This is a genomic window from Actinocrinis sp. (assembly GCF_035938995.1).
Classification (GTDB): domain Bacteria; phylum Actinomycetota; class Actinomycetes; order Streptomycetales; family Catenulisporaceae; genus DASZGI01.
On record NZ_DASZGI010000377.1, the window covers coordinates 1 to 23760 of the forward strand.

Here is a 23760-nt window from a genome sequence, read left to right on the forward strand (position 1 = left end):
GCTCACGCTGGTGCTGGGTACCACCCGCATCCTGCAGCTGCGCCGTCTCATGCGCCGCCGTCACCGCGACGACCTGGCCGCGGCCGTAGCGTCACGCACCCCCGACACCCTGCCCGACGCGCCGCAACCGCAACATCCGGCTGGCGACGACGCCGATATTGCCGGGGCGGGTGACCGGACGCCCGAATAGGGCATCTCATCGCGGCGGAACACTCGGTTGTGCCGCTCGGTGCGTGGGTGAGGGCGGCTGATCACCGGCATCCGGCGAACCAGCGCCGCCATGATCGGCGCACGTGGGGCGAGCGGCTGGCGGACCGGATCGAGCCGAGTACGACTATCGGGTCAACCAGCTCGCGCTGACCTACCTGATCGCCTGGCATCGCGACGCGCACGGCGCGGACCGCCGCTGCGTGGAGAAAGGCGGAACCTGTGCCGAGGCGACGCCGCGCGATCTGGGGCACGATCTCGCCGCCCAACCGGAACCGGCGCCGCCCGCCGAAGGCGAACCCGCGCCGGTCCATCCGGCGTACGTCGCGTGTCCCAAAGCCACTGCTCGGTGGGCATGGAGCAGGCCCGCGATATAGCGTGCCGGTCGGACCCCGACACAGCACATGCGTCGTGGCAGAGGGAAGGCGGTTTCGGCTCGTGATCAGCGACCGGATGGCCGCGGTCCTGGCGCTGTTGGACGGCGACCCGGACCGGGACGCGAACCTGCCACAGGCGGTGGCCGTTCAGGCCGCCGCCGCGTTGGGGACCGACGGGATCTGCGCGGGGCTGGGCATCGCGCCCTCGGGTGTGGTGCTGGTCTGGGGTCGGGAGGCAGTCGGCGTCGAGCTGGAGGAGGTGCAGTTCACCCTGGGCCAGGGCCCCGGTCTGGACGCCGCCGCGGCAGGGGTGCCGGTGCTGGTGCCCGACCTGCTGGAGGCTGGAGCCCGCTGGCCCGCCTTCACCCCCGCCGCCGCAGAGCTCAAGGTGCGTGCGATCTTCGCGTTCCCGCTGCGGATCGGAGCGATCAGTGTCGGCGCGCTGATGGCCCACCGCAGCACCGTGGGGCCTTTGGCGGACGGGCAGTTCGCCGACGCGTTGGCCTTGGCCGACGCGATCACTCTGCTTTTGCTGAACCATGCATCGCCCGAACCGGCGGCCGCCGCGCTGGAGTGGAACCAACCGCGCCTCGGCTGGGCACAGCCGCCGACTTACCGCGCCGAGGTGCATCAGGCGACTGGGATGATCAGCGCGCAGCTCGGGGTGAGCCTGGCCGAGGCCCTGGTACGGCTGCGTGCCTACGCCTACGCCGAGGACCGGCTGATCGCCGAGGTCGCCGCCGATGTGGTGGCCCGCCGGTTGCGCTTCGAGGATCCGAGCCGATAACAACTCTGATCCACGGGCCCGGCGGGGATCTGAGGGATCTAACCTGGAGGCATGAGCGTGGCCCGTGAGGAGCAGCTGGTCGAGGCGTTCGTCGAGGCGGCCGACACCCTGGTCGACGACTTCGATGTGATCGAGTTCCTGCATACCCTGGCCGAGCGCTGCGTGCAGCTGCTCGAGGTGGACGCCGCGGGGGTGATGCTGGCCGACCAGTTCGGGCAGCTGCACGCCACCGCCGCGTCCACGGAGAGCGCGCGTCTGCTGGAGTTGTTCGAGCTGCAGGCCGACGCCGGTCCGTGCATGGACGCCTTCCGCGCCGGTGCCCAGGTGGTCAACGCGGACCTCGCGGCGAGCCAGGCACGTTGGCCCCGGTTCGCCGAGGCCGCCCGGGCCAGCGGTTTCGTCTCGGTACACGCCTTGCCGCTGCGGTTGCGTACCACGATCATCGGGGCGCTGAACCTGTTCTGCGCCCGCGCCGGGATCTTGAGCGATGCCGACGTGCGCACCGGGCAGGCCCTAGCCGACGTGGCCACCATAGGCATCCTGGCCCAACGCAGCGTCCAGCAGGCCGAACTGCTCGCCACCCAACTTCAGCAAGCGCTCAACAGCCGGGTGACCATCGAGCAGGCCAAGGGCGTGCTCGCCGAACGCCGCCACATCACCGTGGACGAGGCCTTTGACCTGCTGCGCGCCTACGCCCGCAACCACAACCTCCACCTGTCCGACCTCGCCCGCCAAGTCGCCGACGGCTCCAGCACCGCCACCGAACTGCTCTCCGGCTCACCGCACGCGACCGCGGACCCCTAGGACTGGAAACAGCCTGACCGACAAGCGCTACCCGGCCCACACAGGTCCCGCACCCTGGCAGATCACGATCCACCGGGGACCGAGACGAGAACGCCGACCGACAAGGCCGGGTACCGCAACGGGACCGCTGCGCGCCCGCGGCGAACTATCTCCTGTGCGATGACTGCGGGCTGAACTGCGCCCCTCCGCGCTATTCGCGCGGGCAGGACGGGCCGGGTGTACTGTGACGTTACTTGCGGTATTTCGAACACTGACAATTGCGTCGGCGTCACCGCGGGCGAGGCAAGAACCCGGACCCGTGAGCGGTCCGGAGACAGGCGTCTGATGATGCCGGACCAGAACCACTCCCGGACTGCTGCCGAGTCATACTGCGCATTCCCGGTGCAACCGACGATCGCGCCGAGCGGAGATCCCGGAGCACGATCCGGATCGGGCGTGCCGCCCTGCCCGCCGAGTCCAAATACCGCACAGACAGGAGCGAAAATGGCAGAAGGCACGGTCAAATGGTTCAGCGTGTCCAAGAAATACGGGTTCATCGTCCCGGACGGGGGAGGCAAGGACGTGTTCTTGCACATGTCCGCCCTCACCGCGGCGAACCTGGCCTTCCTCGACGACGGCACGCGGGTTTCCTTCGATCTCGAACAGGACACTGACCGGGTCGCCGCGGTCCACCTGGCCGTCCTCCAAACGGGCGAAGTCGTCGGCTGACCGAGCGCCACCTTCGCGAACGCCCGCGTCATCACGGGGATCGCCGGGTGGCGCACGGAATCCAGCTCGCGCTCAGGCTGTCGCGTTTCGGCGGCTTGCGAGGCGTGCCTGGTCGGGCCAGCGTACGTCGGTAGCCCAGCCGAGCCGTTCGAAGAGCCAGATGGTGCGGGCCGAGGGGTCGAATTGGAAGCGGTCGACGCCGTGGCGGGCGCAGGTGGGATCACTGTGGTGCATGTTGTGCCAGCTCTCGCCGAAGGAGATCAGGGCCAGCGGCCAGAGATTGGTGGCGCGGTCGTGGCGGCGGGTGGTGAACGGACGGTTGCCCAGCACGTGGCACAGCGAGTTCACGCTCCAGGTGACGTGCTGGAGCAGGCCGACCCGTACCAGCCCGGCCCAGATCAGCGCGGTGAACGCGGCGTACCAGGTGCCGCCGATGGCCAGCCCGGAGAGGAACGGCAGCGCGAGGGAGGCGACGCACAGCAGGGGGAAAGCACGGGACAGCCTGGTCATCGAGCGCTCGGCCAGCAGGTCCGGGGCGTAGCGCTCCCACGAGGTCGGATCGTTTGCGAAGATCCAGCCGAGGTGGGCGAACAGCAGTCCGCGCAGTTGGCCTACGGGTCCGGTGCCGTACCGGTAGGGGGAGTGGGGGTCTCCGGGCCGGTCGCTGAAGGCATGATGGCGGCGGTGGGTCGCGACCCAGCTGATCACATCGCCCTCGAAGCTCATCGATCCGACCAGGGCCATGACCGTGCGCAGCGCGGGCGTGGCCTTGAAGGCGCGGTGGGTGAAGCAGCGGTGGAAGCCCACGGTCACTGCGAGCCCGGTGGCCACGTAGAAAAACAGGCCAAGCAGCGCGTCGGTGAGGTCGATGCCGTGTCCCCAGAGCACGGTGGCCGCGGTGGCGAGGCCGACGATCGGCATCGCGACCAGGAGCCAGGTCACGACGAGTTGCAGGATGCGGTCGGCGCGCGGGCGCGCCGGCGCGTCGACGTCGGGGAAGGGGGAGAAGCCGTCGTATTCGGCTGTCGACGTCGGGGACGGGGGCGCGGCGGCCGGCGTTGGTTCTGGCCGGACGGGGGCAGCACGGAAGGCGGACGGTGTTTCGCGCAGCATGGCAAACCTCGCGCAGGTGTCTGGCAGCGAGGGCGGATCTCGGGACCGGCGTGTGGTCTAGACCTGACCGGAAACACGGACAAGCTGCGGAAGAGGTGATCTCTGAAACTCAGTATGCAGTTCACACGCGTACCGGTCGAGGGTCCGCGCCTCTTCGCTGCGGGCGATTCCGAGGCCGCCCGCGTACGAGGATTTCCCGGAGTTCGCTGTTCTCCCGGATGTGCTCTCGACGCTCTGGTGGCACGATGACGGCCACGTCAGGTACCGCACCCTGCATGACACGGGGCTGCCCTCGGCGCCGGGCCCGTGTCGGGTTGCGGCCGGATTCTGGGGCGTCGGACTGCGGCCGGATCCCGCTGTGAGCCCTCGGCACACTGCGGTCGGGGGATCTGTGCTTGGGGGCTGAATCGGGGCCTGCTCATCGCCCTAGGTTGCGGGTTTGAGCCCACGCGCCCCACGCACAACACCGGGTACGCCGGCGTTCACAGCGCAGGTGTCGGTCCTGTGTCGGTTTCCCGGGCGGCTGTGGACAGGGGGACGACCGGGGCGGTGTGTCCGAGTGCCGACGCCCACTCGCGGTTCGCCCGTTCGAGGATGCCGACGGCGCGGCGTAGATCGCCGCCGAGCCCGGCGAGGGTCAGGACCCGCTCGGCGACCCGGCGGCCGGTGTGCGGCGGGACGACCACCAGATCGGTGCGCTTCGCGCCCGAGATGTCGACGAGGCTGATCAAAGCGGCGTCCTGGTCGGTGCGTTCGTCGAAGGCCACGGGTCGGCCCGGTGCGGCCAGGGTGTCCGGCGCCGGGTCCCAGGCGGACGGGTTGTAGGCGACTCGCGCGACGTCGTGGCCGGCCGAGCTCAGCGCCGCCAGCAGTTCGGGCAGTTCGGCGCTCAGGTCGAGTGAGCGGGGCCACCATCCGCCGTCGACGAATCCGTCGGCGGCGCTCGGGTCGCGGCGCCGAAGCCGCAGCCCGTTCGACGCTCTCGGTGCTGATCGAGCGGTCGCGCGGTGCTGGGAGAAAGGAACGTCGGACGCGGTCATGGTGCGCGCCAATCCGGGCCCGCATCGGGCCGGTTGCCGATCGCCAGGGGTGAGGCCGGCCTGAAAGCCGTCGTGCGACATACCCTCGGTACCAAGCACACTACGCCGCTGGGCCCGGCAGGACGCCATCTGTGGCTATGCCCTGGGCGCATCCGCCTTGGGGGTGCGCACCTCGATTTCTCCGCCGAGACGGTAGCCGTCGCAGAGCACCAGGGCGTCGCCGCTCCAGAATCTGCCCGCGTCGTACCAGCTCGGTCGGCGCTGCTTGAGCAGTCCCATGTCCCGGTAGGTGATGGCGACGATCTCCGCGCAGTAGGCGGTCTCCAAGTCGGGCCGTCGCGCGTCCTGGCGAGGCTGGGGGATGCGCCCGCTTAGCCAGCGCGAGGTGAGCCGGACGGTAGAGGGGAAGGGCGTGCCGTCCAGGCGTGCGATGGCACGCAGCACGGCGTCCTCCATGGCCTGGGTGACCGGACGGTCGAGCTGCCGCAGCCAGGCCCGCTGGGCGTAGCGGCCTGTCCAGAGCGTGACGGACTCGTGCAGGTCGTGCAGTTGGGCGCCGCGCTGGCGAGTGCCGGACCACATGTCGGGCAGAGACCGGCCCAGCTCGGCGTGCCACATCAGCGCGGGCAAGTCGTCGATGACCACGGCCATGCCGACATGGTTGACCGGGCTGTTGGTGCTGATGCGGATCGCGCGGTCGGCGGCGCTGTGGCCCCGGAACAGCCACAGATCACCGGTGCGCGTCACCGCCACGGCCTGGTCGAGGGCGATGCTCGCGCCTGCCACGATGAGTAGCCTAGGCGCGTGGGCTGGCGTAAGAAAATCGGTCTCGCCGGACTGGCCGGTGTCGCGGCCACCGGCGTGCTCATCGCTCGCGACCAGCGGCGGCGACGTTTATACACCCCGCAGGAGGTACGGCATCAGCTGCATGCCCGCCTCGCCCAGACTCCCGAAGCGGTGACCGACGCAGCACTGCCCCACGGCGCCGGTCCCGCTGCCCGGCGGCAGCGTCTGCGGGCGTGGATTCGCACCCGCACAGTGTCCCGGTGGTGGGGATGAGCGATGACCGGAAGTAGAGGTCGGGGCGGCGCTCGCCGCGGTTCGGTGTGCCACGACGGCCGCTCCACGGCTGGTCGCTTACCCACGGTTATCGTGAGACACTGACAGCACTCAGCGCGCCTCGAGCTGCCCGGACCCGCATCCACCACCGCGCGCCTCGCTCCTCGTGTCAGGACGGCGACAGGCATGCAGAATCCGATGAACGGCCACGTGCCCAACACGGCCACGATCACGATTAGGGTGCCTTCCGAGCCCCGCGACACCGCTCCCACTTCTACGCCCGCAGTCGAATCCCAGGCAACGACCTGCGTGTGCGGCCATCCCCAAGCCCAGCACGACGCGATCGCCACACGCTACTGCCTGGCGACCGCCGTCAGCCACCTGACTCGCGGCTGCGTGTGCGCCGACACCGCGGTGCCCCAAGGCTGACCGCCCGCGGCGCAACACGCCGGTTATCGACCTTCCTCGCGGGCCGGAACTGGTAGCGTTCGTACGGTCGTAAATGCGATTCCCGTGGACTTGCGCCTGCTTTTGCCGGTGTCCAGGCGGGACACCAGCTGAGGCGACGTGACGCTCGCATGGCGCGGGCAGGCACAACTCCGAGGAGAAGAAGATGGCTTCCGGCACCGTGAAGTGGTTCAACGCGGAAAAGGGTTTCGGCTTCATCGAGCAGGACGGTGGCGGTCCGGACGTGTTCGCCCACTACTCGAACATCGCGGCCAGCGGGTATCGCGAGCTGCGTGAGGGGCAGAAGGTCGAGTTCGACGTCACCCAGGGCCAGAAGGGCCCGCAGGCGGAGAACATCCGCCCGCTCTGATCGGATAACTCAGGCGCGCGAGCGCGTGGCCGTGGATCTCCCGGCCATTCCTGCCGCAGGACGCTGATCGGCGGCGCATCGCGCGCTTCGGTTCGGGACACGATCGGCGCGTTGATCTCGGCGACGTATGCGAACTCGCATCACACGCGCAGTCGCCGCGATCACACGGGTCGATCGTGCTCTCGTGATGTTTTGATCCCATTAATCATGGCATTCGACCTCAGGCAATCGAGGAACTGCCGAGGTCCGCGGCGGCTTCCCTCCCATACGTGGAACCGCCACGCGATGTGCGTCTCCCGTCGCGATCCGCAGTCGCAGGGAGGGTGGGGTGTAGACTGGCTCTACTCGCGGTACCTCGTATGCCGACAGTTATGTCGGTATCGCCGTGGGCGAGGCAAGAACCCGGACCCTTGAGCGGCCCGGAGACAGGCGTCTTATGATGCCGGACCAGAACCCGCCCCGAATGACCGCCGAATCGTCGTCTTTCAGGCCCTCGGCACTACCCACGATCGCGCCGACCCGCCTCTCGCTCCACGATCTGTTCACCGGCGAGGGCTGGGGTCCGGTCACCGGCCTTCCCACTGCCTTCGGCCGTCCGCTGATCCGATTCAGCACATCGGTCCGCACGCGTGCCGCCGCTTGGATGCGGCGCTCGGGTACCGGCGTGAGCGCGTTGTGACCACACCGCCGGGAACGCTCGGCGATTTCGCTCCTTGCGGTCAGTGCCTCCAGCCGTGACGACGCGGCGCTCGGCGTCGGCGCCGTAGAGCGCCGACGATTTCTCGAATCCCTTCCAGGTTCCTCCGACGCACCACGCGTAGCCGACCGACACGTGATCGGCACCGGAGAGATCGCCGCGCGTGAGGTCTGCTTCCCGGCTCGTTCGGGGCGACGGCCGTCCGGCTCGAACTCTGAAAGGCAGCCCGTGCCCGTTTCGTATGGATTCCTCAGTACCTATCCTCCGACCCAGTGTGGGTTGGCGACGTTCAGCCAGGCGCTGTTCCAGGATCTGACCAGCAGTGCCGAGGGAAGCGGGGTCGTCCGGGTGCTCGGCCCGTCGGAGCTCGGCCGCGACAGCGGCGACGCTGTCGTCGGGCATCTGCGCGCCGACTCGCGGCTGTCCATGCTGTCGGCCGCCGCGGAGCTCAACCGCTTCGACGTCGTGATCGTCCAGCACGAATACGGCGTCTACGGGGGCCGCGACGGCGAGCAGGTCCTCGACGTGCTCGCCCGTTTGCGCGTGCCCTCGATCGTGGTGCTGCACACGGTGCTCACCTCGCCGACGCCGCACCAGCGATCCATCCTCGAGCGGATCGCGGACTCGGCAGACGCCGTGGTCGTGATGTCGCGCACCGCCGCCGCCCGGCTCTTCGACGGCTACCTCGTCGAATCCTCCAAGATCGTGGTGATCGCGCACGGCGCGCATCGGCCCGCCGTCACGGCTCCGCTCCCGCAGACATTCGCCACACCGCCCGCGCCGCTGATCCTGAGCTGGGGTCTGCTGGGCCCGGGCAAGGGGCTGGAGTGGGCGATCGACTCGCTTGCGCATCTCCGTGATCTCGTACCGGTGCCACGTTACCTGATCGCAGGTCAGACGCATCCCAAGGTCCTGGAACGCGACGGGGAGGCGTACCGCGAAAGCCTGAAGCAGCGCGCGACGGCGCGGGGTGTTGCCACAATGGTGGATTTCGATCCCGAATACCGCGACGCGCCGGCCCTGCTGCGCCTGGTGCGCAGCGCGGACGTCGTGGTGATGCCGTACGACTCGAGCGAGCAGACCACCTCGGGCGTGCTGATCGAAGCGGTCGCGGCGCTGCGGCCCGTGGTCGCCACCCGCTTCCCGCACGCCCGCGAACTGCTCACCCCTGGAGGCGGCCTGCTGGTCGACCATCGCGACCCGGTGGGGATCGCGGCCGCGCTGCGCAGAGTCTTGACCGAGCCCGGCCTGGCCGCGCGGATGAGTGCGAGCGCCGCCCGAATCGCCCCCGGCCTGGCGTGGACCGCCGTGGCCGAGCGCTACCGCGCCGTGGCGGGCGACTTGCTAGCCGAGCGCGCGGAAACTGTGGAAACCGGTGTCCCCGCGTGAGCGCCGGCGCCATGGCGGCTGCGACCCCCCTGCGCGCGAGGCGGGTTGAGAGCTTGGATCTGCGTCATCTGCTATGCCTAAGCGACGACGTTGGGCTGTTGGAACACGCCCTAGGCGCGGCCCCGCGCCTGGAGCATGGCTACTGCGTGGACGACGCGGCCCGCGCAGTGGTGCTGCTGTGCCGGGAGCCGAGCCCGTCCGCCGCCGTCGCCGCGTTGGCAGGCCGGTACACAGTGTTCCTCGTGCGCGCACAGGGACCGGGCGGAGCCTTCCACAACCGGCTGGGCTACGACGGGCAATGGCACGACGAGCCGGGAACCGGCGACTGGTGGGGGCGCGCCCTGTGGGGAATCGGCACCGCGGCGGCGCGCGGCCCGGACTGGATCCGCGCCGCCGCCCTGTCCTGCTTCGACAGCGGCGCCGGACTGCGCCCGCCCCACGTGCGCGCGATGGCGTTCGCCGCCTTCGGCGCGGCGCAGGTCCTGGCCGCGTATCCCGCGCACCGCGCAGCGCGTGAGCTGCTGGCCGACGCGGCGGCGGCGATCGGCACCGACGGACCCGACAGCGCGTGGCCGTGGCCGCAGGAACGGCTGCATTACGCCAACGCGGCGCTGCCGCAGGTGCTGATCAGCGCCGGAGACCTGCTGGGCGATCCGGCGATGAAGGAGCGCGGGCTGCGCCTGCTCGACTGGCTGTTGGAGACGGAAAGCGTCGCCGGCCACCTCTCGCCCACCCCGGTCGGCGGCCGGTCGCCCGGGGACGAGCGCCCCGGGTTCGACCAGCAGCCGATCGAGATCGCCACCTTGGCCGATGCGTGCGCCTGCGCGCTCGCCGTCACCGGCGACCCCCGCTGGGCCCGCGGGATCGAGCTCGCGGCGGCGTGGTTCGAGGGCGAGAACGACGTCCGCGCCCCGATGCGCGACCCGGCCACCGGCGGCGGATACGACGGGCTGACGCCGACGGGACCCAACGGGAACCAGGGCGCCGAATCCACCCTCGCCCTGCTCTCCACGCTCCAACACCACCGACGCCTCCAGATGGAAAAACTTTGATCGTATCGAGCGACACCGTCGACGACCTCGTCGTGCGCACCACGCTGCGGCTGCGCCCCGACCCGCGACGGGTCATCACCAAGCTGTTCGTGCCCGGAGAGGACGCACCCCCGTTCGGATCGCGCGCCGCGGCTGTCATCAACCGCGTGATGGCCATGGACGAAGCCACGGTCAGCAGTGTCCTGGCCGCGACGATGCGCCGATTCGAGGCACGCCACCGGGATCTGGCCGAGACCTTCGCCGATCACTTCGACTCGATCAGCCACCGCCTGGAACCCGCCGAGCTCCCCTCGCTCGAACGCCGCATGCTGATCGGCGCGTACTTCAGCCACGAATACGCGATCGAAGGCGCCGCGCTGTTCAACCCCTCGCTCGTCGCCCACCCCGACCAGGACGGCATCCCGCCCGATCAACTGCGGTTCGTCATGAGCGTGCGCGCAGTCGGGGAAGGGCACCTGTCCTCGATCGGGTTCCGTACCGGAGTGATCGGACCCGGCGACCGGCTGGAACTCGACGAGCCGGGCCGGTATCCGGTCACCGGCCGCCACCACCAGGTGCTGTGCGACCGCGCGCTGCTCGACGGCATCCTCACCGAAGACGGACACGACGACGAACTGGCCGCTTTCCTGCGGCGCAACCTCAGCCCCCGGTTCACCGGCGCCGAACTCGACCGCGCGCTGGCCGCCCTACACCCGCAACTGTTGACCCGTTCCAGCGCGCACCACACCGTCGAGCGCATCCACCAGATCGCCGCGAACAACTACGCGGTCGAGTTCCCCACCGACAGCGCCCTGGACGAGCGCATCTTATGGCCGGTCGGCCGCTCTGAGCGCCACGGCATGGAGGACGCGCGGTTCGTCCGGTTCACCGCGCCCGACGCGCCCCCCGTCTACTACGCCACTTACACCGCGTACGACGGACAGCACATCGCCCCGCAACTGCTGGAGACCCGCGACTTCCGTGACTTCCGCGCCTCCCAGTTGACCGGGGCGGCGGCCGCGAACAAAGGCATGGCCCTGTTCCCCCGCAAGGTCGGCGGCAGATTTCTGGCGCTCTCCCGCCACGACCGCGAATCCAACGCGCTCACCGCCTCAGACGACCTGCACACCTGGCCCACGCCACGCACGCTGCAGGTACCCACAGCGCCCTGGGAACTGGTGCAGCTGGGCAACTGCGGCTCACCGATCGAAACCGAGGCCGGCTGGCTGGTCCTGACCCACGGCGTCGGACCGATGCGCAGCTATGCCATCGGAGCGATGCTCTTGGACCTCGACGACCCCTACCGCGTCCTGGCCACGCTGCCCGAACCACTGCTCACCCCGCAGGAATACGAACGCGACGGCTACGTGCCCAACGTCGTGTACTCCTGCGGCGCACTCGTTCACCAGGACGCCCTGATCCTGCCCTATGGCACCTCAGACACCGGCATCACCGTCGCCCGCGTCCACCTGCCCGCGCTCCTCGACCGCCTCGCAGTCAGCGGTCGTGGAGCGCTCCCGCGCGCTCGCACCTGATCGATCTGCGTGCTCGCATCCACGGCTCAGGGCGGTGCGGGATTAGCCCACCCATCAGCTCACCTGGTTGCCGTACATCTGGCCGAGGGGGTCGGCGATCAGCTCGACGCGGGTGCCGTCGGGGTCGCGTAGGTAGATCGAGGTCCCGCTCTCTTCCTGGAACTCGACTCCGGCTTCTGTGAGCTTGTCGCGCAGTCGCCGCCAGGTCTGCGGCGCGACGGAGATCGCCAGGTGGTGCAGCCCGCCGAGGACCTCGGCGTAGGGGCCCAGGTCGAGGCCGGGGAAGTCGAAGAACGCCAGCAGGTTTCCGTTGCCCAGGTCGAAGAAGAAGTGGTTGGAGCCTTTGTAGTCGCGGTTCTCGAAGATCTCGGTGAGGGGGAACTCGAGTAGCTCCTGGTAGAACCGCACGGTGCGCTCCACGTCCGCGCAGAGCACCGCCACGTGGTGCACTCCCCGCGCCGAGCTGGCCGGGCGGTCCGGCTTGAGGTAGGTCTCCCGCAGCCGGGAGCGCTCGGCCTCGATTGCTTCCAGGTCCAGATCCACGCCCGTGTACCTCTCTTTCCGATCTTGTTGTGCCGCGCGGCCGGAACGGCGTTATCGGGGTAAAAGTCGTGTCCGGTTTGCCGGGTTGAGCGTCTAGTGTCCCGCAACCGGTGTCAACCTGAAGACGCAAGGTTGCCGTGCTGCGGGTGGGGGCCGCTGAGAACATATGCATGGTTCGCTATATAGTAATGTCTCACAGGAGGGGCTCGCCCCGCTCGTGCAGCGCGGGGCGGCCGAAGCGTCTGGGAAGGATCCGAGGATGTCTGTCGCCACCGAGCACCACCCGCACACCGATCACACGCATGCCCACGGCGAGGGGTGCGGGCACGTCGCCATCCCGCACGGCGACCACACCGATTACGCGCACGACGGCCACCTGCACCGCGCCCACGGCGACCACGCCGACGAGTGCGAGCAGGCCCAGCACGCCGCGCACGACGCGCACGAGCACCAGCACGCGTCGGGGTGCGGGCACGTCGCGGTCCCGCACGAAGGTCATGTCGACTATGTCCACGACGGGCACCGGCACGCCGCCCACGAGGGTCACTGGGACGAGCACTGAGCTGGGCGCGTCCGGTCCACGAACACGAGTACGGGCCGGAGGGCATCAGCTGGGCCGGCCGCGCTTCATGTACATGCTAATTTCTGCATATGACAACGGTGCCGAGTGTCGGCAGTGAGCCGCTGGCGGATCTGCAGGCCGCCAGCGAACTGCTGCGGGCGCTGGCGTCCCCGGTGCGGTTGGGGATAGTGCGAGAGCTGGCCGGGGGCGGTCGCCGTGTGCATGAGCTGGTCGATGCGCTCGGAGTCAGTCAGCCGCTGGTCTCCCAGCACTTGCGGGTGCTGCGCGGCTACCGGATCGTGAGCGCGCGGCGGCAGGCCCGGGAGATCGAGTACTCCTTGGTCGACGAGCACGTGGCGCACATCGTTCTAGACGCGATCCGCCACACCGACGAACCCTGATCCGGCGCTCGGTGTGCCTAGGCGCATCGTGGCCCGCGCGCTAGCAGTCGCGCAGTTCGGGGGACTGTTGAGCAACTGCGCGCGCTGCGAGGTGAAGTCACGGTGGCTGTCGGCGTTCTCGGCGCCGGGGCGGAAGACTGCGACGCGGTGGCAGTTCTGGAACGCCAGGCGCACGCCGAAGTGGTCTTCGAGGGAGCTGCGGATGGCGTCGCTGGCCAGGGCGCGCAGCATTTGGCCGCGCTCGGCCTCCGACGGCGGCGGGGTCTGATTGTCGGCGAACGGAAGGCTGCCTTCCGACGCGTCCAGCTGTTTGGCCAGCGACTCGACCAGTCCATAGGCGTAGGGCAGCGACGTCCGCACGGTCTCGAGGAACGCGGCCGGGTCGACCGCGTCGGCCTGGGCCTGGGCGAGCAGTTCGGGGGACACGTCAAGTGACATAGGGGTCCTGACTTTCTTGTCTCGGGGAGGCAGGGGGCGGCGGTTCAGGTAGTGAGGAGGTCGAGCGCGCGTGAGGCGGTCAGTCGGTCAGCTGGTTGGAGGAGGCGGTTGCGATGCGCGCGCCGGGCTCCTTATCGAAGATGAAATTCGTTTTCAGGGCCTCGGATCGAGCATTCCGGGTTTGCTGACGCGCTGTCAAGTCGCGGTCCCACAGCCGCCGTTCGGGGGCGAGGTGGTATGCCGGTGTGCGGTGTCTGGCATCGGGCGCAAACGCCGGTGAGCTCGACGACATGCTCGACCTGGGAGAAGCCCAGGTCCCGGGCGGTTGTTCGCGCCCAGCGCTCCACGGCGGGGGAGGCGACCGGGACGTTGAACCCGCACTCCCGGCAGCGCAGGTAGTGCTGGTGCTCGGCGGTGGGCCGGGCGCGGTAGTGCCGCCGTCCGGTGTCGTCCCGGGCGGTGTCCACGAGTCCGGCATCGGTCAGGGCGTGCAGGGTGCGGTAGACAGTGGTCAACCCGATGCGATGGCCCTGGGTGCGCAGGCGGCGGTGTAGAGCCTGGGCGCTGGTGAAGTCCGGGCGCTCGGCCAGCGCGCCGAGCACCGCGCGGCGCTGGCGGGTGCTGCGCTGCCCCAGCCCTTCGCCGTCGGGCGGGTGCGGGGCGGCGCCATCCATGGGTTCTGTCATCGTGCTTCCCGTCGTTCAGGTGCTTGCGGCCGCCTGTCGTTCGTGCGTGGAGTGCTGCGGCATGGAGGGCGTACGCCCTTCGGTGCGGCCGGGGCGCCGCCGGTGGACGGCCAGGGCCGTGCCGTAAGCGGCTGCGGCGACCGCGATGATGGCGAAGCTGGGCGGGATCCGTGGGGCGTAGTACGCCAGCAGTAGTCCGGCCCACAGTTCGGTGGTCGCGAGCCCAGTGGCAAGGGCCATCGCCCGATACGGACGGTCGGTCAGCAGCAGCGCGGTTCCGGACGGGGCGGTGAGCAGGCCGAGCAGCAGCAACGCGCCCACCGCCTGGGTCGCCTCCGCAGTGGCCGCCCCGACCAGGGCGAGGAACGCGAAGCCGAGCGCACGCACCGGCACTCCGCGGGCGGCGGCCACTGCCGGATCCAGGGAGGCGAACAGCAGCGGCCGGGCGATCGCCAGCGTGGCGCCCGTCACCGCGACGCCGATCCCGAGCGCGAGCGCGGCCTGGGACGTCGACAGCCCGAAGATCGAGCCGAACAGGACGTTGACGGTCGCCGTGCCGTTGCCGCCGCCGGACTGGTTGGCGGTGTACAGGGTGAGGAAGAACACCCCCAGGCCGAGGATCCAGGCGAATACGTTCCCGATGACCACGTCGTCCGCCCGGCCCCGCTCGCCCAGCACGGCGAACAGCACGGCGATCAGGATCGTGGCGGCGAACAGTCCGACCCGCAGGTCGATGCCGCAAGCAAGCGCGGCCAGCGCGCCGGTGAACGCGACATGGGAGAGGGCGTCGCCGGTGAAGACCTGCGCGCGCAGCACCAGGAAGTAGCCCACCAGCCCGGCCGCCAGCGCGATTCCGGTGCCGGCCAGCAGGGCATGCACCATGAACGGATGCTGGAAGATGCTCACGGCGCACTCCTGGTGGTGCGGATCCACAGGGTCGCGGCGGCGCGGGGCAGCGCATGGGCGGCCACGTAGGCGACGAACGCGAACGTGGTCACGTAGAACCCGATCGGGTACGGGGTGAAATACGCCACGCCCAGAGCGATCCAGGTGACCGACAGCGCGATCAGCACTGCCAGCGCGAGGCTCAGCGCGGGGCGCGCGGTGAGGCGCTGTGCTGTCGTGGCCGGCATGACCAGCAGCGCGAAGACTAGCAGCGACCCGGTGATCTGGGAGACCTCCGCGGTCGTGGCGCCCAGCAGCACCAGGAACACGACGCCCAGGGTCCGCACGGGCACCGCGCCTGCGGCCGCCACGTCCGGGTCTACCGAGGCGAACAGCAGCGGGCGGCCGATCACCGCCATCGCGCCGAGCACCAGCGCGGCGACGACCGCGAGGGTGAGCACATCCCGGTCGGTGATGCCCAGGAAGCTGCCGAACAGCAGAGCGTTGACCCCGTTGAGGAAGGACCCTGACAGGGAGACGAACAGCATCCCGCACGCGAGCGCGCACGCCTGAACCACGCCGGTGAGCGCGGACTCGTGCGACAGGCCGCCCACGCCGGGCCGCGCGGCGACCGCGATGACCGCGGCCGCACCGAGGCAGAACCCGAAGTAGCCATAGGAGGCGCCGATCCCGAGCAGCACCGCGCCCGCCGCGCCCGGGAACCCGGCGACCGCGACCGTGTGCCCGGCGAAGGTCTGGCGGCGCAGCACCATGAACCAGCCGATCACTGCGGCGGTCACCGCTACGATCGCCCCGGCGCGATACGCGTTGACCATCGACGGCAGTGACCACAACTGCTGGACGTCGCGCACCAGGTTCCAGGACCACCCCGTGTCACCCATCGAGGTCTCCGGTTCCGGTTCCGGTTCCGGCCATGGCTCCGGTCCAGGCGTGCCGGTCGGTGTGCAGGGCCGGAGCCTCGGGTCCGCCGACCACGACGAGGCGGCCGTCGGAGCTGCGCAGCACCTCTACCGGCGTCCGGTACAGGCCGGTCAGAGTATCGGTGGTGATGACTTGCTCGGGCGTGCCGCACGCGGCTCCGCATGCGGCGATGTACACGACCCGGTCCAGGTACGGCAGGATCGGGTTGACGTCGTGCGCAACCATGATCACGGCGACGTTCTCGCGGCGGCTGATCCGGTGGATGAGGGCGGCGACCGAGGCCTGGTTCGGCAGGTCGAGCGAGTCAAGCGGCTCGTCGAGCAGCAGCAGCCGGGGGCGGCGGACCAGGGCCTGGGCAATCAGCAGGCGCTGCTGCTCGCCGCCGGAACACTCGCCGACCGGCCGGTGCGCGTAGGCGGAGGCGCCGACCAGGTCGATCACCTCGCGCACCCGGGCGTCCGCGAGGCGGCGCCGGGCGCTGAACCGTCCTGTAAGCGGGACCGGTACTCCCCAACGGCCGCCGTCCAAGCCCAGGCGCACGATGTCGGTGCCGCGGATGCGCAGCGAGGCATCGAAGCTGCGGCGCTGGGGCAGGTAGCCGATCTGCTCCCCGGCCGCACCGGGCCGGCGGCCGAGGACCGCGACCGAGCCCGAGGCCGCGGGCAGCACGCCGAGCAGGACCTTGATGAGCGTCGACTTGCCCGCGCCGTTGGGCCCGAGCACGGCGACGAACTCCCCCGCGCCGACCGTGAGATCCACGCCGCGCCACAGCGTGCGCCCGCCGACGACCGCCGCTGCGCCGGTCAGGTCGACGACCGGGCCAGTGCCGACATCGGACGGACCGACGCTGCGGTCCGTCGGCGCGCCTGTGGCCGTTGCGGCGCGTTGGTCGGTGTCCATGGCGGTCACTTGCCGGTCGCCTGTGCCAGCGCCGTCCGCAAGCTCTGCAGTTCGGCGACCTGCCACTGCTCGAAGGTGTCGGAGGCCGGGGCGAGCGTCTCGGTGACCGTGGTGACCGGGATGCCCTCGGCCTTGGCCTCGGCGACCTGGGCGGCGATGTCAGGGGTGGAGTTCTGCGTGTTGTACACGTAGACCTTGATTGCTTTGGACGTGATCTGCTGGTCGATCAGGGTCTTGTCTGCGGCGGTGGGGTCGTTGCCCTCGCTGATGTCCTTCAGGAATGAGTACGGGGTGAGCATGTCCAAGCCCAGGGTGTCGGCCAGCGGGGAGACGATCGACTCCGAGGCGCCGATAGGGGTGCCCGCGTACTTGGCCTTGATCTGCGACTCGAGCTGGTTGTACTGGGCGAGGGTCTGGTTCTCGAACGCGGCGCGCTGCGTGTCGAAGTAGGCTGCGTCGCCTGGGTCGGCCTTCTTGTACGCCGCGGTGATCGCGTCGATCACCTTGTAGACGCTGGCGTGGGAGTACCACTGGTGGGGGTTGTCGCCGTCTTTGAGGCCCACCACGTCGCCCACCGTCAATACGGTGCGCGCGGAGTTCGGGTTCGCGGCCACGAGCTTGGGCGCCCAGGAGGTGTCGTAGCCGATGCCGTTCTCGATGAAGATCTGGGCGGCGGCGATGGTCCGGGCGTCGGCGGCGGTCGCCTCGTACGAGTGCGGGTCGGTGTCGGGGTTGGTGATGATCGAGGTCTCGGTCACGTGCGAACCGCCGAGCTGCGCAGCGATCGAGCCCCAGAAGTTCTCCGCCGCCACGACCTGAAGCTTCGGCACCGAACCGGAACCAGCTAGGGCAGCCTGCGCGGTCGGTGCCGTCGTCGCGCAGCCCGCCAGGGTCCCGGCTGCGAGCATCGCCGCCGCCCCGCCCGCCATCGCGTGTCTCGTGAGTCTCCGCATCCCGCATCCCATCTAATGAAGATGAATATCATTTTCAGCACTGTTGAGAGGGAGCATATGAAAATGGTTTCGGATAGGCAAGGGTGTGGGCGCGCGGGTCTGTGGCTGACGCGCGAGCGGGGCCGAGGATTGTGGGATGCGGCTTGCGCGAGGACCTGCGCCGAGGCGTTTGCCAGATCAAGCGAGTGGGGCCGGGGGTTGTGGGATGCGGCGTGCTTGAGGACCTGCGCCGAGGCGTTTGCCAGATCAAGCGAGTGGGGCCGGGGGTTGTGGGATGCGGCTTGCGTGGGGAGCTGCCCTGAGCGGTCTGTCAGATCAAGCGAGCGGAGCCGGGGGACTGTGGGATGCGGCTTGCGCGAGGATCTGCGGCGAGGCGTCTGTCAGATCGGCGCGGTGTGCCTTGGCGGCAAGCGCGCGGCAGTAGCCCGCCGAGCGTCGCCGACACGCCTGGACGGTTACGGATACTTCGCCTTGCTGGCCTGGTGAACGGCCCGGCCGCGCCGCACGGGATGTGGCGAGCGCTTACCGTTCCCGGGGCGAAGGGGGCAGGAGCGTAGCGGTGAGCGTGTCGGCCAGCCATTGCTCGTATGTGTCGTCGGACCAGCCCCGTCCTGCGGTGAGCTGGGTGTACAACTGTGGGCCCGTCAGGGCCCAGAGGACGTCCGCCAGGTGGGCCGGATCCGCGTCTGGGTGAAGCGCGCCGGTCTGGTCCAGATGTGTGACGAACGCGGTGACGCCGGTGAGCCGCTCCCGCTCGCCGGTCTCCAGAACCTCTCCGACCTCCGGCCCGGCCTGGGTCAGCAGGGTGAACAACCCCGCGATGCGTTCATGGATCCCGCGCACAAACGCGGCGTAGAGCCGCAGCTTGGCGCCCAGCTCCAAGGTACGCAGCATCTCCTGCACCTGGGGGCGGTCCGCCATAGGCACCGGTTCGTCGTCTCCGGCCAGCGTGACATCCCACAGGGCCTTGACCATGCCCGGCTTGCCGCCGAACGCCTTGTACACCGTTTCAGCGGAGACCCCGGCCTGCTCGGCCACGGCACGAATGGTCATGGCGTGGTAGCCGTCCCGGAACAGCAGCTCACGGCATGCCGCCAGCACCGCGGCACGGTTGCGGAGCGCGGCCTCGCGCCGGCGCTCGGAGTTGTACGGCCGGCGTGGCGTCTCGCCTGCCATCGGACCACGCTCCATATCTGTTACAGTTAACTGTATCTAATTTTGCCGGCTGCCGGAGGCTTGCATGTCCCGTCCCGCACCCCCGCAGATGGCCCCCGGCGTCCACCTCCTCGGCGATCACGGCATCAACTTCTACCTGATCGAGGAGCCCGACGGCCTCGTCCTGGTCGACGCGGGGATACCCGGCCATCTGGAGCAGTTGCGCGGGATGCTGGCCGGCCTCGGCCGCACCATGGCCGACGTGCGCGCCGTGCTGCTGACCCACGGCCACCTCGACCACACCGGCCTGGCCCACACCCTCCACGAGGCCGGCGCCGCCATCTGGATCCACCAGCCGGACGCCGCGATCCTGCGCGACGGCCCGCGCAGCGTCACCCGCCACTCCAAGCCCGAGCGTTCGATGCTCCCCTACCTGCTGCGCAGGCCCGCCGCGCTCGCCCTCCCCCTCCACCTGGCCCGCGCCGGAGCCTTTACCGCCCCAGCAGTGCACGGCGTGCAGGGCTTCGACGCCGACCAAGTGCTCGCCGATGTCCCCGGCGCCCCGCAGGCCGTCGCACTGCCCGGCCACACGCCCGGCAGCGCCGCGTACCTGTTCGCCGACCGCGGGCTGCTGTTCACCGGCGACGCCCTGGTCACCGCGGACGCGTTCTCCGGCCGCACCGGACCCACGATCACCAGCCGCTGCTTCAACCACGACAGCCGCGCAGCGCTCACCGCCCTCGACCGCCTCGACGAACTGACCGCAGACCTGTTACTGCCCGGCCATGGCGCGCCGTTCACCGATGGCATCCAAACCGCCACCCGCCAGGCACGGCAACTCGGCGCGCCCTGACCACTCGCGCCCTGACTAGTTGACTAGTAAGGAGAAAACTGTCATGACAACCAACGAAGATTTCATCCGCGCCGCGTACCGGACGGCTGAAGGCGACGTCTTGGACCTCGAGGGCTGGCGCAACTCCTTCACCGAGGACGGGGTCTTCATCAACAAGGCGGCTGGCGAGAGCTTCAAGGGCGACGAGCTCCCCACTGTGGTGACCCGCTTTGCGGGCTTGTTCCCCGACGTTCACCGCGAGGTGGTCCGGATGAGGGATATGGGCGACTTGGTCGTGGTCGAGGTCTTGATCCAGGGCACGTTCCTCGGCGGCCCGCTGCCGACGCCGGCCGGCCCGCTCGTCGCGAACGGGGCGAAGGTCAACTTCCCGACGTCCGACTGGTTCGACCTGCGCGACGGCAAGATCGAGAAGTTCACCTGCTATATCGAGCAGAACGTCATGTTCGCCCAGCTGGGGATCAACCCCGACTTCGCCTCCGCGGTGGCGAAGTCGGCCGCCGCCCGCTGACGGCTCGCTGGAGCGCGGATCGATCAGAGGTGTACTGCTCTTATCCGCGGGGGCGGGTTCGAGTACCACGTCGCGCCCGTCCCGAGCTGTTCGCGCAGTTCGCGGCCATGATCTTTATGTCGCGGCCCGAATTTGTGCGGTCCGGGAGGAAAAGCTGACTGTCGCCCTGGTTCGATGATGCCTGATAGGGTCTGAGCGCGGTGGTCGAGTCCTATGCGGGTACGCAGACGTATATCTCTGACCTAAAGGAACTGATTCATGCCGAGCTCCTTCCGTCGGGTCGCGCTTGCGGGTGCGATCGCCACCAGCGTGGCACTGGTGCCGGGGATCGCGAACGCGACCCCCTCTTACGGCGTCAGCGGCGTCATCATCAGCAAGGTCACCGTGGGTGGCAAGGACTACATCTTGCGACAGATCACGGTGCAGCCGGGTGGAAGCACCGGGTGGCACTACCACGACGGGACGCTTTACGCGTTCGTCGAGTCGGGCACGCTGACCCACACCGAGTCGGACTGCGTGACGACCAGTACCTACAGCGAGGGCGCGGCGTTCATCGAGCCGAGCGGAGCGAACCACGTGCACATCGGCCGCAACCTCGGCACGACGCCTGTCGTGCTCGACGTTCTCTACGTCGACCCGGCTGGCAGTCCGCTGTCTGAGGACGCACCGAACCCGGGGTGCAACTTTCAGTAGATCCAAGTAAGTCTCGAGCTGGACGTCTTGTCGGCGTGCCCTGGACCGGTCGCGGTTCGGGGCGGGGACGTGCTTGAGGCAGTGCTCAGTCGAGAATGGCGGGGATGGCTTCGGGCGCGGTGAATTCGCCCACGTCAGCTACAAGGACCCTGCCGTCGTGCTCGCCGGGGTGGGCGAGTCCGTGTGCTGCGGTTGCGACGAAGATTCGGCCGCCGAACAGGACCGGGCTGGTCGGCTGCTCTGCCGGGAGAGTGAGCACACGATCCAGTTCGCCGTCCGGGGTGTACCGGTGCACCTGTCCTGCGCCCCAGATCGCGATCCAGAGGCCACCACCGTCGTCGACCGCCATTCCGTCCGGGCTGCCCGCGTCGGGTGGGAGCTGGACGAAGAGCTCACAGTCGACTGGTTCGCCCTTCGCGGGATTCATCGCGTAGCGGTGCACGCAGCCTCGCGGGCTGTCGGCGAGATACATCACGGACCCGTGCGCGGTGAAGGCCGGACCATTGGGAATGTCAAGGTCCTTGAGCACGCGGACGACCGAGCCGTCGCGGTCGACGCGGTAGAGCGAGCCGCGACCTTTGGAGCCGTCGTACGGCATGGTGCCGAACCAGAAGCGTCCACGTGTATCGCAGCACCCGTCGTTGACGCGCATCGGGACGGGCGCTTTGTCTTCGGGGCGATCCAGCCAGTCGATCGCGCCGCTCGGTCCGATCAGGGCCACGCCGGTGCCCGCCGCCGCAAGCCAGAATCCCGGCCGCCCTGAGACCGGTGCCACCGCGCCCAAGGGGACGTCGAGGCGAAGTAGCTCCTCGCCGTCGCCGGGTTGGTCCGGATCGAGGCTGGTCAGCGTCCCGGCCAGGATGTCCGTCGTGACCAGGCGGTCGCCGACCCTGCGCATACCCTCGCCGAGCTCGCGGCGGGAGGTCGTCCACGGTCTGAAGGCCATGGGGCTCCTTGGATGGATCGGTCAGGTGGTGCTCGGCGCGGTCCGAGCGGTCTGGGTCCGCCGACTTGTCGCGCGCTTCGGCGCGGTGGCGGATCGGTCCGCGTGCTCGCGCACCTCGGCCAGGTCCGCCGCCGCCTGTGCGAGGAGCGCTTCCACCGTCACACCGGCCAGGCCGGCGTCGCCCTCGCGGATCGCGTCGAGCAGCGCTCGGTGGGAGGGCATGGGGTCCGAGCCGTACTCGCTGTGGTGCACGAACCGGTCGCGGACCTGGAGCCCGGCGGCCAGGACGACCTCCATGCGGCTGAGTACCTCGTTGTGGGCGGCGTCGAGCAGCGCGCGGTGGAATCGCAGGTCGGCGTCGACCATCGCGTCCGGATCCTGCCGCGCCGCCGCCATCGCCGCGAGTGCGGACTCCAACTCCTCCAGGTCGTCGTCGGTGCGCCGCCCGGCGGCCAGGCGCGCGGCGGCCGGCTCGACGATTCCGCGCACTTCGGCGAGGTTCTCCAGGAACATGAAGTTCGGCGGCTCGCGACCCTGCCAGCGCAGCACGTCGCCGTCGAGCAGGTTCCACGCCTCGCGCGGCCGGATCACCGTGCCCCGCTTCTGGCGGCTCTCCACCAGCCCCTTCGCGGCCAGCACCTTGAGCGCCTCGCGCACGACGGTCTTGCTGACGTCGAACTCCCGCTCGAGCTGCTCGGAGAACAGCGGAGCGCCCGGAGGATAGGCGCCGCCGACGATGCGCACGCCCATCTGCTCGACGACCTGCCCGTGGAGGCCGCGGCCCTGGTAACCCGTCATCCCTCGTTACCCATCATCACCGTCTCTTTGTGTACACAACCGGACCCACTCCGGCTGCGCCAGTCGGTCAGGCGGACGCCTTCGCGACGCTCCAACCGCCGTCGACCAGCAGGCTCGCCCCGGTGATGAAGGACGCGTCGTCGGACGCCAGGAACGCGGCGGCGGCGGCCACCTCGTCGGGCCGGCCGAGCCGCCCGGCCGGGGTCGCGGTGACGCTCAGCGCGCGGGCGTCGGCGTCGATCTCGTCCCAGGCCGGGGTCAGGATGGGACCGGGAAGCAGGGCATTGACCCTGACTTCGGGAGCGTATTCGACCGCGAGCTGCCGGGCGAGCGCACACAGGCCGCCCTTTGCCGCCGCGTACGCCGGGTGCTCCGGCATGCCGAAGAGCGCGTGCACGGACGAGGTGAGCACGACCGAGCCCCGTGCCTTCTGCAGCAGCGGCAGGAATGTGTGCATCGCGTGGTACGCCCCGGTGAGCGAGACGTCAAGTTGCCGGTGCCAGTCGGCCGGTCCGAGTTCGTGGATCCGGGCGGCCTTGAACCAGTAGGCGTTGTGGTTGACCACATCCAGGCGGCCGTAGCGTTCGACGACCCCGGAGCGCAGCGCCGCCCAGTCGTCCGTGCTCGCCGTGTCGCAGTGGGCGTATTCGGCGGTGCCGCCGTCCGCCTTGATCGCGTCGGCGAGCTCCTGGCCTGGTTGATCGGCGATGTCGGCCAGCACGACCGCCGCGCCCTCGGCCGCCAGGCGCCGGGCGGTCGCCGCGCCGATGCCCGACGACGCCCCGGTCACCAGGGCGGTGCGCCCCTCGAAACGGCGTGTGTCCACAACAGTCCTTTCGCATTAATTATGACAAGTTTGCAGACGCGGTGGGCGCCGCGCAAGCGTGCGGGCCGCCGGAAGGATCACACTGGAACCGTTGACGCCGGCGATTT

The 23760-nt window shown here is 69.7% G+C and carries 29 protein-coding genes and 1 pseudogene; 16 read left to right on the top strand and 14 right to left on the bottom strand.

Annotated elements, in window-relative coordinates:
- The 5 genes from VGZ32_RS25965 to VGZ32_RS25985 form a co-directional block, all read left to right on the top strand.
- Positions 1 to 190: hypothetical protein (locus VGZ32_RS25965; RefSeq protein WP_326888833.1), on the top strand; the 190-nt coding region annotated here is incomplete at its 5' end.
- Positions 191 to 293: 103 nt separating this feature from the next.
- A complete protein-coding gene (locus VGZ32_RS25970; protein ID WP_326888834.1) occupies positions 294 to 584 on the top strand; it encodes a hypothetical protein in 291 nt (96 codons plus the stop codon).
- A gap of 61 nt (positions 585 to 645) precedes the next feature.
- Positions 646 to 1371 carry an ANTAR domain-containing protein gene (locus tag VGZ32_RS25975; protein WP_326888835.1) on the top strand — a complete coding sequence of 242 codons (726 nt, stop codon included), beginning with the start codon at positions 646 to 648 and terminating at the stop codon, positions 1369 to 1371.
- Between the two features lie 51 nt (positions 1372 to 1422).
- The gene (locus VGZ32_RS25980; RefSeq protein WP_326888836.1) at positions 1423 to 2175 is read left to right on the top strand and encodes a GAF and ANTAR domain-containing protein; all 753 of its coding nucleotides are present in this window, start codon (positions 1423 to 1425) and stop codon (positions 2173 to 2175) included.
- 483 nt (positions 2176 to 2658) lie between these two features.
- The gene (locus tag VGZ32_RS25985) at positions 2659 to 2883 is read left to right on the top strand and encodes a cold shock domain-containing protein (RefSeq protein ID WP_326888837.1); all 225 of its coding nucleotides are present in this window, start codon (positions 2659 to 2661) and stop codon (positions 2881 to 2883) included.
- Positions 2884 to 2955: 72 nt separating this feature from the next.
- On the opposite strand, the gene VGZ32_RS25990 is transcribed toward VGZ32_RS25985, so the two are convergent.
- The 3 genes from VGZ32_RS25990 to VGZ32_RS26000 all read right to left on the bottom strand — a co-directional run bounded on the left by VGZ32_RS25990 (position 2956) and on the right by VGZ32_RS26000 (position 5822).
- Positions 2956 to 3996: an acyl-CoA desaturase gene (locus tag VGZ32_RS25990; RefSeq protein ID WP_326888838.1), complete on the bottom strand. Its 1041-nt coding sequence runs from the start codon at positions 3994 to 3996 to the stop codon at positions 2956 to 2958.
- A gap of 482 nt (positions 3997 to 4478) precedes the next feature.
- Positions 4479 to 5036: a DUF5994 family protein gene (locus VGZ32_RS25995; RefSeq protein WP_326888839.1), complete on the bottom strand. Its 558-nt coding sequence runs from the start codon at positions 5034 to 5036 to the stop codon at positions 4479 to 4481.
- A gap of 135 nt (positions 5037 to 5171) precedes the next feature.
- Positions 5172 to 5822, bottom strand: a complete 651-nt coding sequence (locus tag VGZ32_RS26000; protein ID WP_326888840.1) for a hypothetical protein — start codon at positions 5820 to 5822, stop codon at positions 5172 to 5174.
- Positions 5823 to 5840: 18 nt separating this feature from the next.
- Between VGZ32_RS26000 and VGZ32_RS26005 the strand changes: the two genes are divergently transcribed.
- The 6 genes from VGZ32_RS26005 (at position 5841) to VGZ32_RS26025 (ending at position 11564) form a co-directional block, all read left to right on the top strand.
- Entirely contained in the window at positions 5841 to 6095 is a 255-nt protein-coding gene (locus VGZ32_RS26005; RefSeq protein WP_326888841.1) for a hypothetical protein, read from the top strand.
- A gap of 198 nt (positions 6096 to 6293) precedes the next feature.
- Positions 6294 to 6524, top strand: coding sequence for an RGCVC family protein (locus VGZ32_RS28940; RefSeq protein ID WP_349263755.1), 231 nt, complete (start codon positions 6294 to 6296; stop codon positions 6522 to 6524).
- A gap of 184 nt (positions 6525 to 6708) precedes the next feature.
- Complete coding sequence (locus VGZ32_RS26010; protein WP_326888842.1) at positions 6709 to 6912, top strand: cold-shock protein; 204 nt, start codon at positions 6709 to 6711, stop codon at positions 6910 to 6912.
- Between the two features lie 976 nt (positions 6913 to 7888).
- A complete protein-coding gene (locus VGZ32_RS26015; protein WP_326888843.1) occupies positions 7889 to 8998 on the top strand; it encodes a glycosyltransferase in 1110 nt (369 codons plus the stop codon).
- Positions 8999 to 9096: 98 nt separating this feature from the next.
- Positions 9097 to 10050, top strand: coding sequence for a glycosyltransferase (locus VGZ32_RS26020; RefSeq protein ID WP_326888844.1), 954 nt, complete (start codon positions 9097 to 9099; stop codon positions 10048 to 10050).
- Positions 10047 to 11564 (top strand): glycoside hydrolase family 130 protein, encoded by a 1518-nt coding sequence (locus VGZ32_RS26025; RefSeq protein WP_326888845.1) that lies wholly within the window; start codon positions 10047 to 10049, stop codon positions 11562 to 11564. Before VGZ32_RS26020 ends, VGZ32_RS26025 begins: the two co-directional genes overlap by 4 nt.
- A 54-nt stretch (positions 11565 to 11618) precedes the next feature.
- On the opposite strand, the gene VGZ32_RS26030 is transcribed toward VGZ32_RS26025, so the two are convergent.
- The gene (locus VGZ32_RS26030) at positions 11619 to 12107 is read right to left on the bottom strand and encodes a VOC family protein (protein WP_326888846.1); all 489 of its coding nucleotides are present in this window, start codon (positions 12105 to 12107) and stop codon (positions 11619 to 11621) included.
- Positions 12108 to 12366: 259 nt separating this feature from the next.
- Between VGZ32_RS26030 and VGZ32_RS26035 the strand changes: the two genes are divergently transcribed.
- Positions 12367 to 12669, top strand: a complete 303-nt coding sequence (locus tag VGZ32_RS26035) for a hypothetical protein (protein WP_326888847.1) — start codon at positions 12367 to 12369, stop codon at positions 12667 to 12669.
- 89 nt (positions 12670 to 12758) lie between these two features.
- A complete protein-coding gene (locus VGZ32_RS26040) occupies positions 12759 to 13070 on the top strand; it encodes a metalloregulator ArsR/SmtB family transcription factor (RefSeq protein WP_326888848.1) in 312 nt (103 codons plus the stop codon).
- Positions 13071 to 13110: 40 nt separating this feature from the next.
- Here VGZ32_RS26040 and VGZ32_RS26045 read toward each other — a convergent pair.
- The 7 genes and pseudogenes from VGZ32_RS26045 to VGZ32_RS26075 all read right to left on the bottom strand — a co-directional run bounded on the left by VGZ32_RS26045 (position 13111) and on the right by VGZ32_RS26075 (position 19050).
- Positions 13111 to 13508 (bottom strand): annotated as a pseudogene (locus VGZ32_RS26045) (SCO5389 family protein).
- Positions 13509 to 13639: 131 nt separating this feature from the next.
- Complete coding sequence (locus VGZ32_RS26050; RefSeq protein WP_326888850.1) at positions 13640 to 14194, bottom strand: Fur family transcriptional regulator; 555 nt, start codon at positions 14192 to 14194, stop codon at positions 13640 to 13642.
- 15 nt (positions 14195 to 14209) lie between these two features.
- Positions 14210 to 15100 carry a metal ABC transporter permease gene (locus VGZ32_RS26055; RefSeq protein WP_326888851.1) on the bottom strand — a complete coding sequence of 297 codons (891 nt, stop codon included), beginning with the start codon at positions 15098 to 15100 and terminating at the stop codon, positions 14210 to 14212.
- Entirely contained in the window at positions 15097 to 15981 is an 885-nt protein-coding gene (locus VGZ32_RS26060) for a metal ABC transporter permease (RefSeq protein WP_326888852.1), read from the bottom strand. Before VGZ32_RS26060 ends, VGZ32_RS26055 begins: the two co-directional genes overlap by 4 nt.
- Positions 15974 to 16921, bottom strand: coding sequence for a metal ABC transporter ATP-binding protein (locus tag VGZ32_RS26065; protein WP_326888853.1), 948 nt, complete (start codon positions 16919 to 16921; stop codon positions 15974 to 15976). The genes VGZ32_RS26060 and VGZ32_RS26065 overlap by 8 nt, the downstream gene beginning before the upstream one ends.
- A 5-nt stretch (positions 16922 to 16926) precedes the next feature.
- Positions 16927 to 17874 (bottom strand): metal ABC transporter solute-binding protein, Zn/Mn family, encoded by a 948-nt coding sequence (locus VGZ32_RS26070; protein WP_326888854.1) that lies wholly within the window; start codon positions 17872 to 17874, stop codon positions 16927 to 16929.
- 522 nt (positions 17875 to 18396) lie between these two features.
- On the bottom strand, positions 18397 to 19050 hold the full coding sequence (locus VGZ32_RS26075; RefSeq protein ID WP_326888855.1) for a helix-turn-helix domain-containing protein: 654 nt from the start codon (positions 19048 to 19050) through the stop codon (positions 18397 to 18399).
- Between the two features lie 64 nt (positions 19051 to 19114).
- Here VGZ32_RS26075 and VGZ32_RS26080 point away from each other — a divergent pair, with 64 nt between their 5' ends.
- The 3 genes from VGZ32_RS26080 to VGZ32_RS26090 all read left to right on the top strand — a co-directional run bounded on the left by VGZ32_RS26080 (position 19115) and on the right by VGZ32_RS26090 (position 21083).
- Positions 19115 to 19882, top strand: a complete 768-nt coding sequence (locus VGZ32_RS26080) for an MBL fold metallo-hydrolase (protein ID WP_326888856.1) — start codon at positions 19115 to 19117, stop codon at positions 19880 to 19882.
- 43 nt (positions 19883 to 19925) lie between these two features.
- Positions 19926 to 20390 carry a nuclear transport factor 2 family protein gene (locus tag VGZ32_RS26085; protein ID WP_326888857.1) on the top strand — a complete coding sequence of 155 codons (465 nt, stop codon included), beginning with the start codon at positions 19926 to 19928 and terminating at the stop codon, positions 20388 to 20390.
- A 258-nt stretch (positions 20391 to 20648) separates the two neighbouring features.
- Complete coding sequence (locus tag VGZ32_RS26090) at positions 20649 to 21083, top strand: cupin domain-containing protein (protein WP_326888858.1); 435 nt, start codon at positions 20649 to 20651, stop codon at positions 21081 to 21083.
- An 85-nt stretch (positions 21084 to 21168) separates the two neighbouring features.
- On the opposite strand, the gene VGZ32_RS26095 is transcribed toward VGZ32_RS26090, so the two are convergent.
- From VGZ32_RS26095 to VGZ32_RS26105, 3 genes are all read right to left on the bottom strand, one after another.
- Positions 21169 to 22029 carry an SMP-30/gluconolactonase/LRE family protein gene (locus VGZ32_RS26095; protein WP_326888859.1) on the bottom strand — a complete coding sequence of 287 codons (861 nt, stop codon included), beginning with the start codon at positions 22027 to 22029 and terminating at the stop codon, positions 21169 to 21171.
- Between the two features lie 21 nt (positions 22030 to 22050).
- Positions 22051 to 22827: a FadR/GntR family transcriptional regulator gene (locus VGZ32_RS26100; RefSeq protein WP_326888860.1), complete on the bottom strand. Its 777-nt coding sequence runs from the start codon at positions 22825 to 22827 to the stop codon at positions 22051 to 22053.
- Positions 22828 to 22894: 67 nt separating this feature from the next.
- The gene (locus tag VGZ32_RS26105) at positions 22895 to 23653 is read right to left on the bottom strand and encodes an SDR family NAD(P)-dependent oxidoreductase (protein WP_326888861.1); all 759 of its coding nucleotides are present in this window, start codon (positions 23651 to 23653) and stop codon (positions 22895 to 22897) included.
- Positions 23654 to 23760: the final 107 nt, after the last annotated feature.

Excerpts from the sequence above, each read along its gene's own strand:
- VGZ32_RS25985 (WP_326888837.1), top strand. The coding sequence starts at position 2,659 with ATGGCAGAAGGCACGGTCAAATGGTTCAGCGTGTCCAAGAAATACGGG.
- VGZ32_RS25990 (WP_326888838.1), bottom strand. The coding sequence starts at position 3,996 with ATGCTGCGCGAAACACCGTCCGCCTTCCGTGCTGCCCCCGTCCGGCCA.
- VGZ32_RS26010 (WP_326888842.1), top strand. The coding sequence starts at position 6,709 with ATGGCTTCCGGCACCGTGAAGTGGTTCAACGCGGAAAAGGGTTTCGGC.
- VGZ32_RS26100 (WP_326888860.1), bottom strand. The coding sequence starts at position 22,827 with ATGACGGGTTACCAGGGCCGCGGCCTCCACGGGCAGGTCGTCGAGCAG.
- VGZ32_RS26080 (WP_326888856.1), top strand. The coding sequence starts at position 19,115 with ATGTCCCGTCCCGCACCCCCGCAGATGGCCCCCGGCGTCCACCTCCTC.
- VGZ32_RS25995 (WP_326888839.1), bottom strand. The coding sequence starts at position 5,036 with ATGACCGCGTCCGACGTTCCTTTCTCCCAGCACCGCGCGACCGCTCGA.
- VGZ32_RS25980 (WP_326888836.1), top strand. The coding sequence starts at position 1,423 with ATGAGCGTGGCCCGTGAGGAGCAGCTGGTCGAGGCGTTCGTCGAGGCG.
- VGZ32_RS26040 (WP_326888848.1), top strand. The coding sequence starts at position 12,759 with ATGACAACGGTGCCGAGTGTCGGCAGTGAGCCGCTGGCGGATCTGCAG.
- VGZ32_RS26050 (WP_326888850.1), bottom strand. The coding sequence starts at position 14,194 with ATGACAGAACCCATGGATGGCGCCGCCCCGCACCCGCCCGACGGCGAA.
- VGZ32_RS26075 (WP_326888855.1), bottom strand. The coding sequence starts at position 19,050 with ATGGCAGGCGAGACGCCACGCCGGCCGTACAACTCCGAGCGCCGGCGC.
- VGZ32_RS26090 (WP_326888858.1), top strand. The coding sequence starts at position 20,649 with ATGCCGAGCTCCTTCCGTCGGGTCGCGCTTGCGGGTGCGATCGCCACC.
- VGZ32_RS28940 (WP_349263755.1), top strand. The coding sequence starts at position 6,294 with ATGAACGGCCACGTGCCCAACACGGCCACGATCACGATTAGGGTGCCT.
- VGZ32_RS26085 (WP_326888857.1), top strand. The coding sequence starts at position 19,926 with ATGACAACCAACGAAGATTTCATCCGCGCCGCGTACCGGACGGCTGAA.
- VGZ32_RS26060 (WP_326888852.1), bottom strand. The coding sequence starts at position 15,981 with ATGGGTGACACGGGGTGGTCCTGGAACCTGGTGCGCGACGTCCAGCAG.
- VGZ32_RS26095 (WP_326888859.1), bottom strand. The coding sequence starts at position 22,029 with ATGGCCTTCAGACCGTGGACGACCTCCCGCCGCGAGCTCGGCGAGGGT.
- VGZ32_RS26070 (WP_326888854.1), bottom strand. The coding sequence starts at position 17,874 with ATGCGGAGACTCACGAGACACGCGATGGCGGGCGGGGCGGCGGCGATG.
- VGZ32_RS26035 (WP_326888847.1), top strand. The coding sequence starts at position 12,367 with ATGTCTGTCGCCACCGAGCACCACCCGCACACCGATCACACGCATGCC.
- VGZ32_RS26065 (WP_326888853.1), bottom strand. The coding sequence starts at position 16,921 with ATGGACACCGACCAACGCGCCGCAACGGCCACAGGCGCGCCGACGGAC.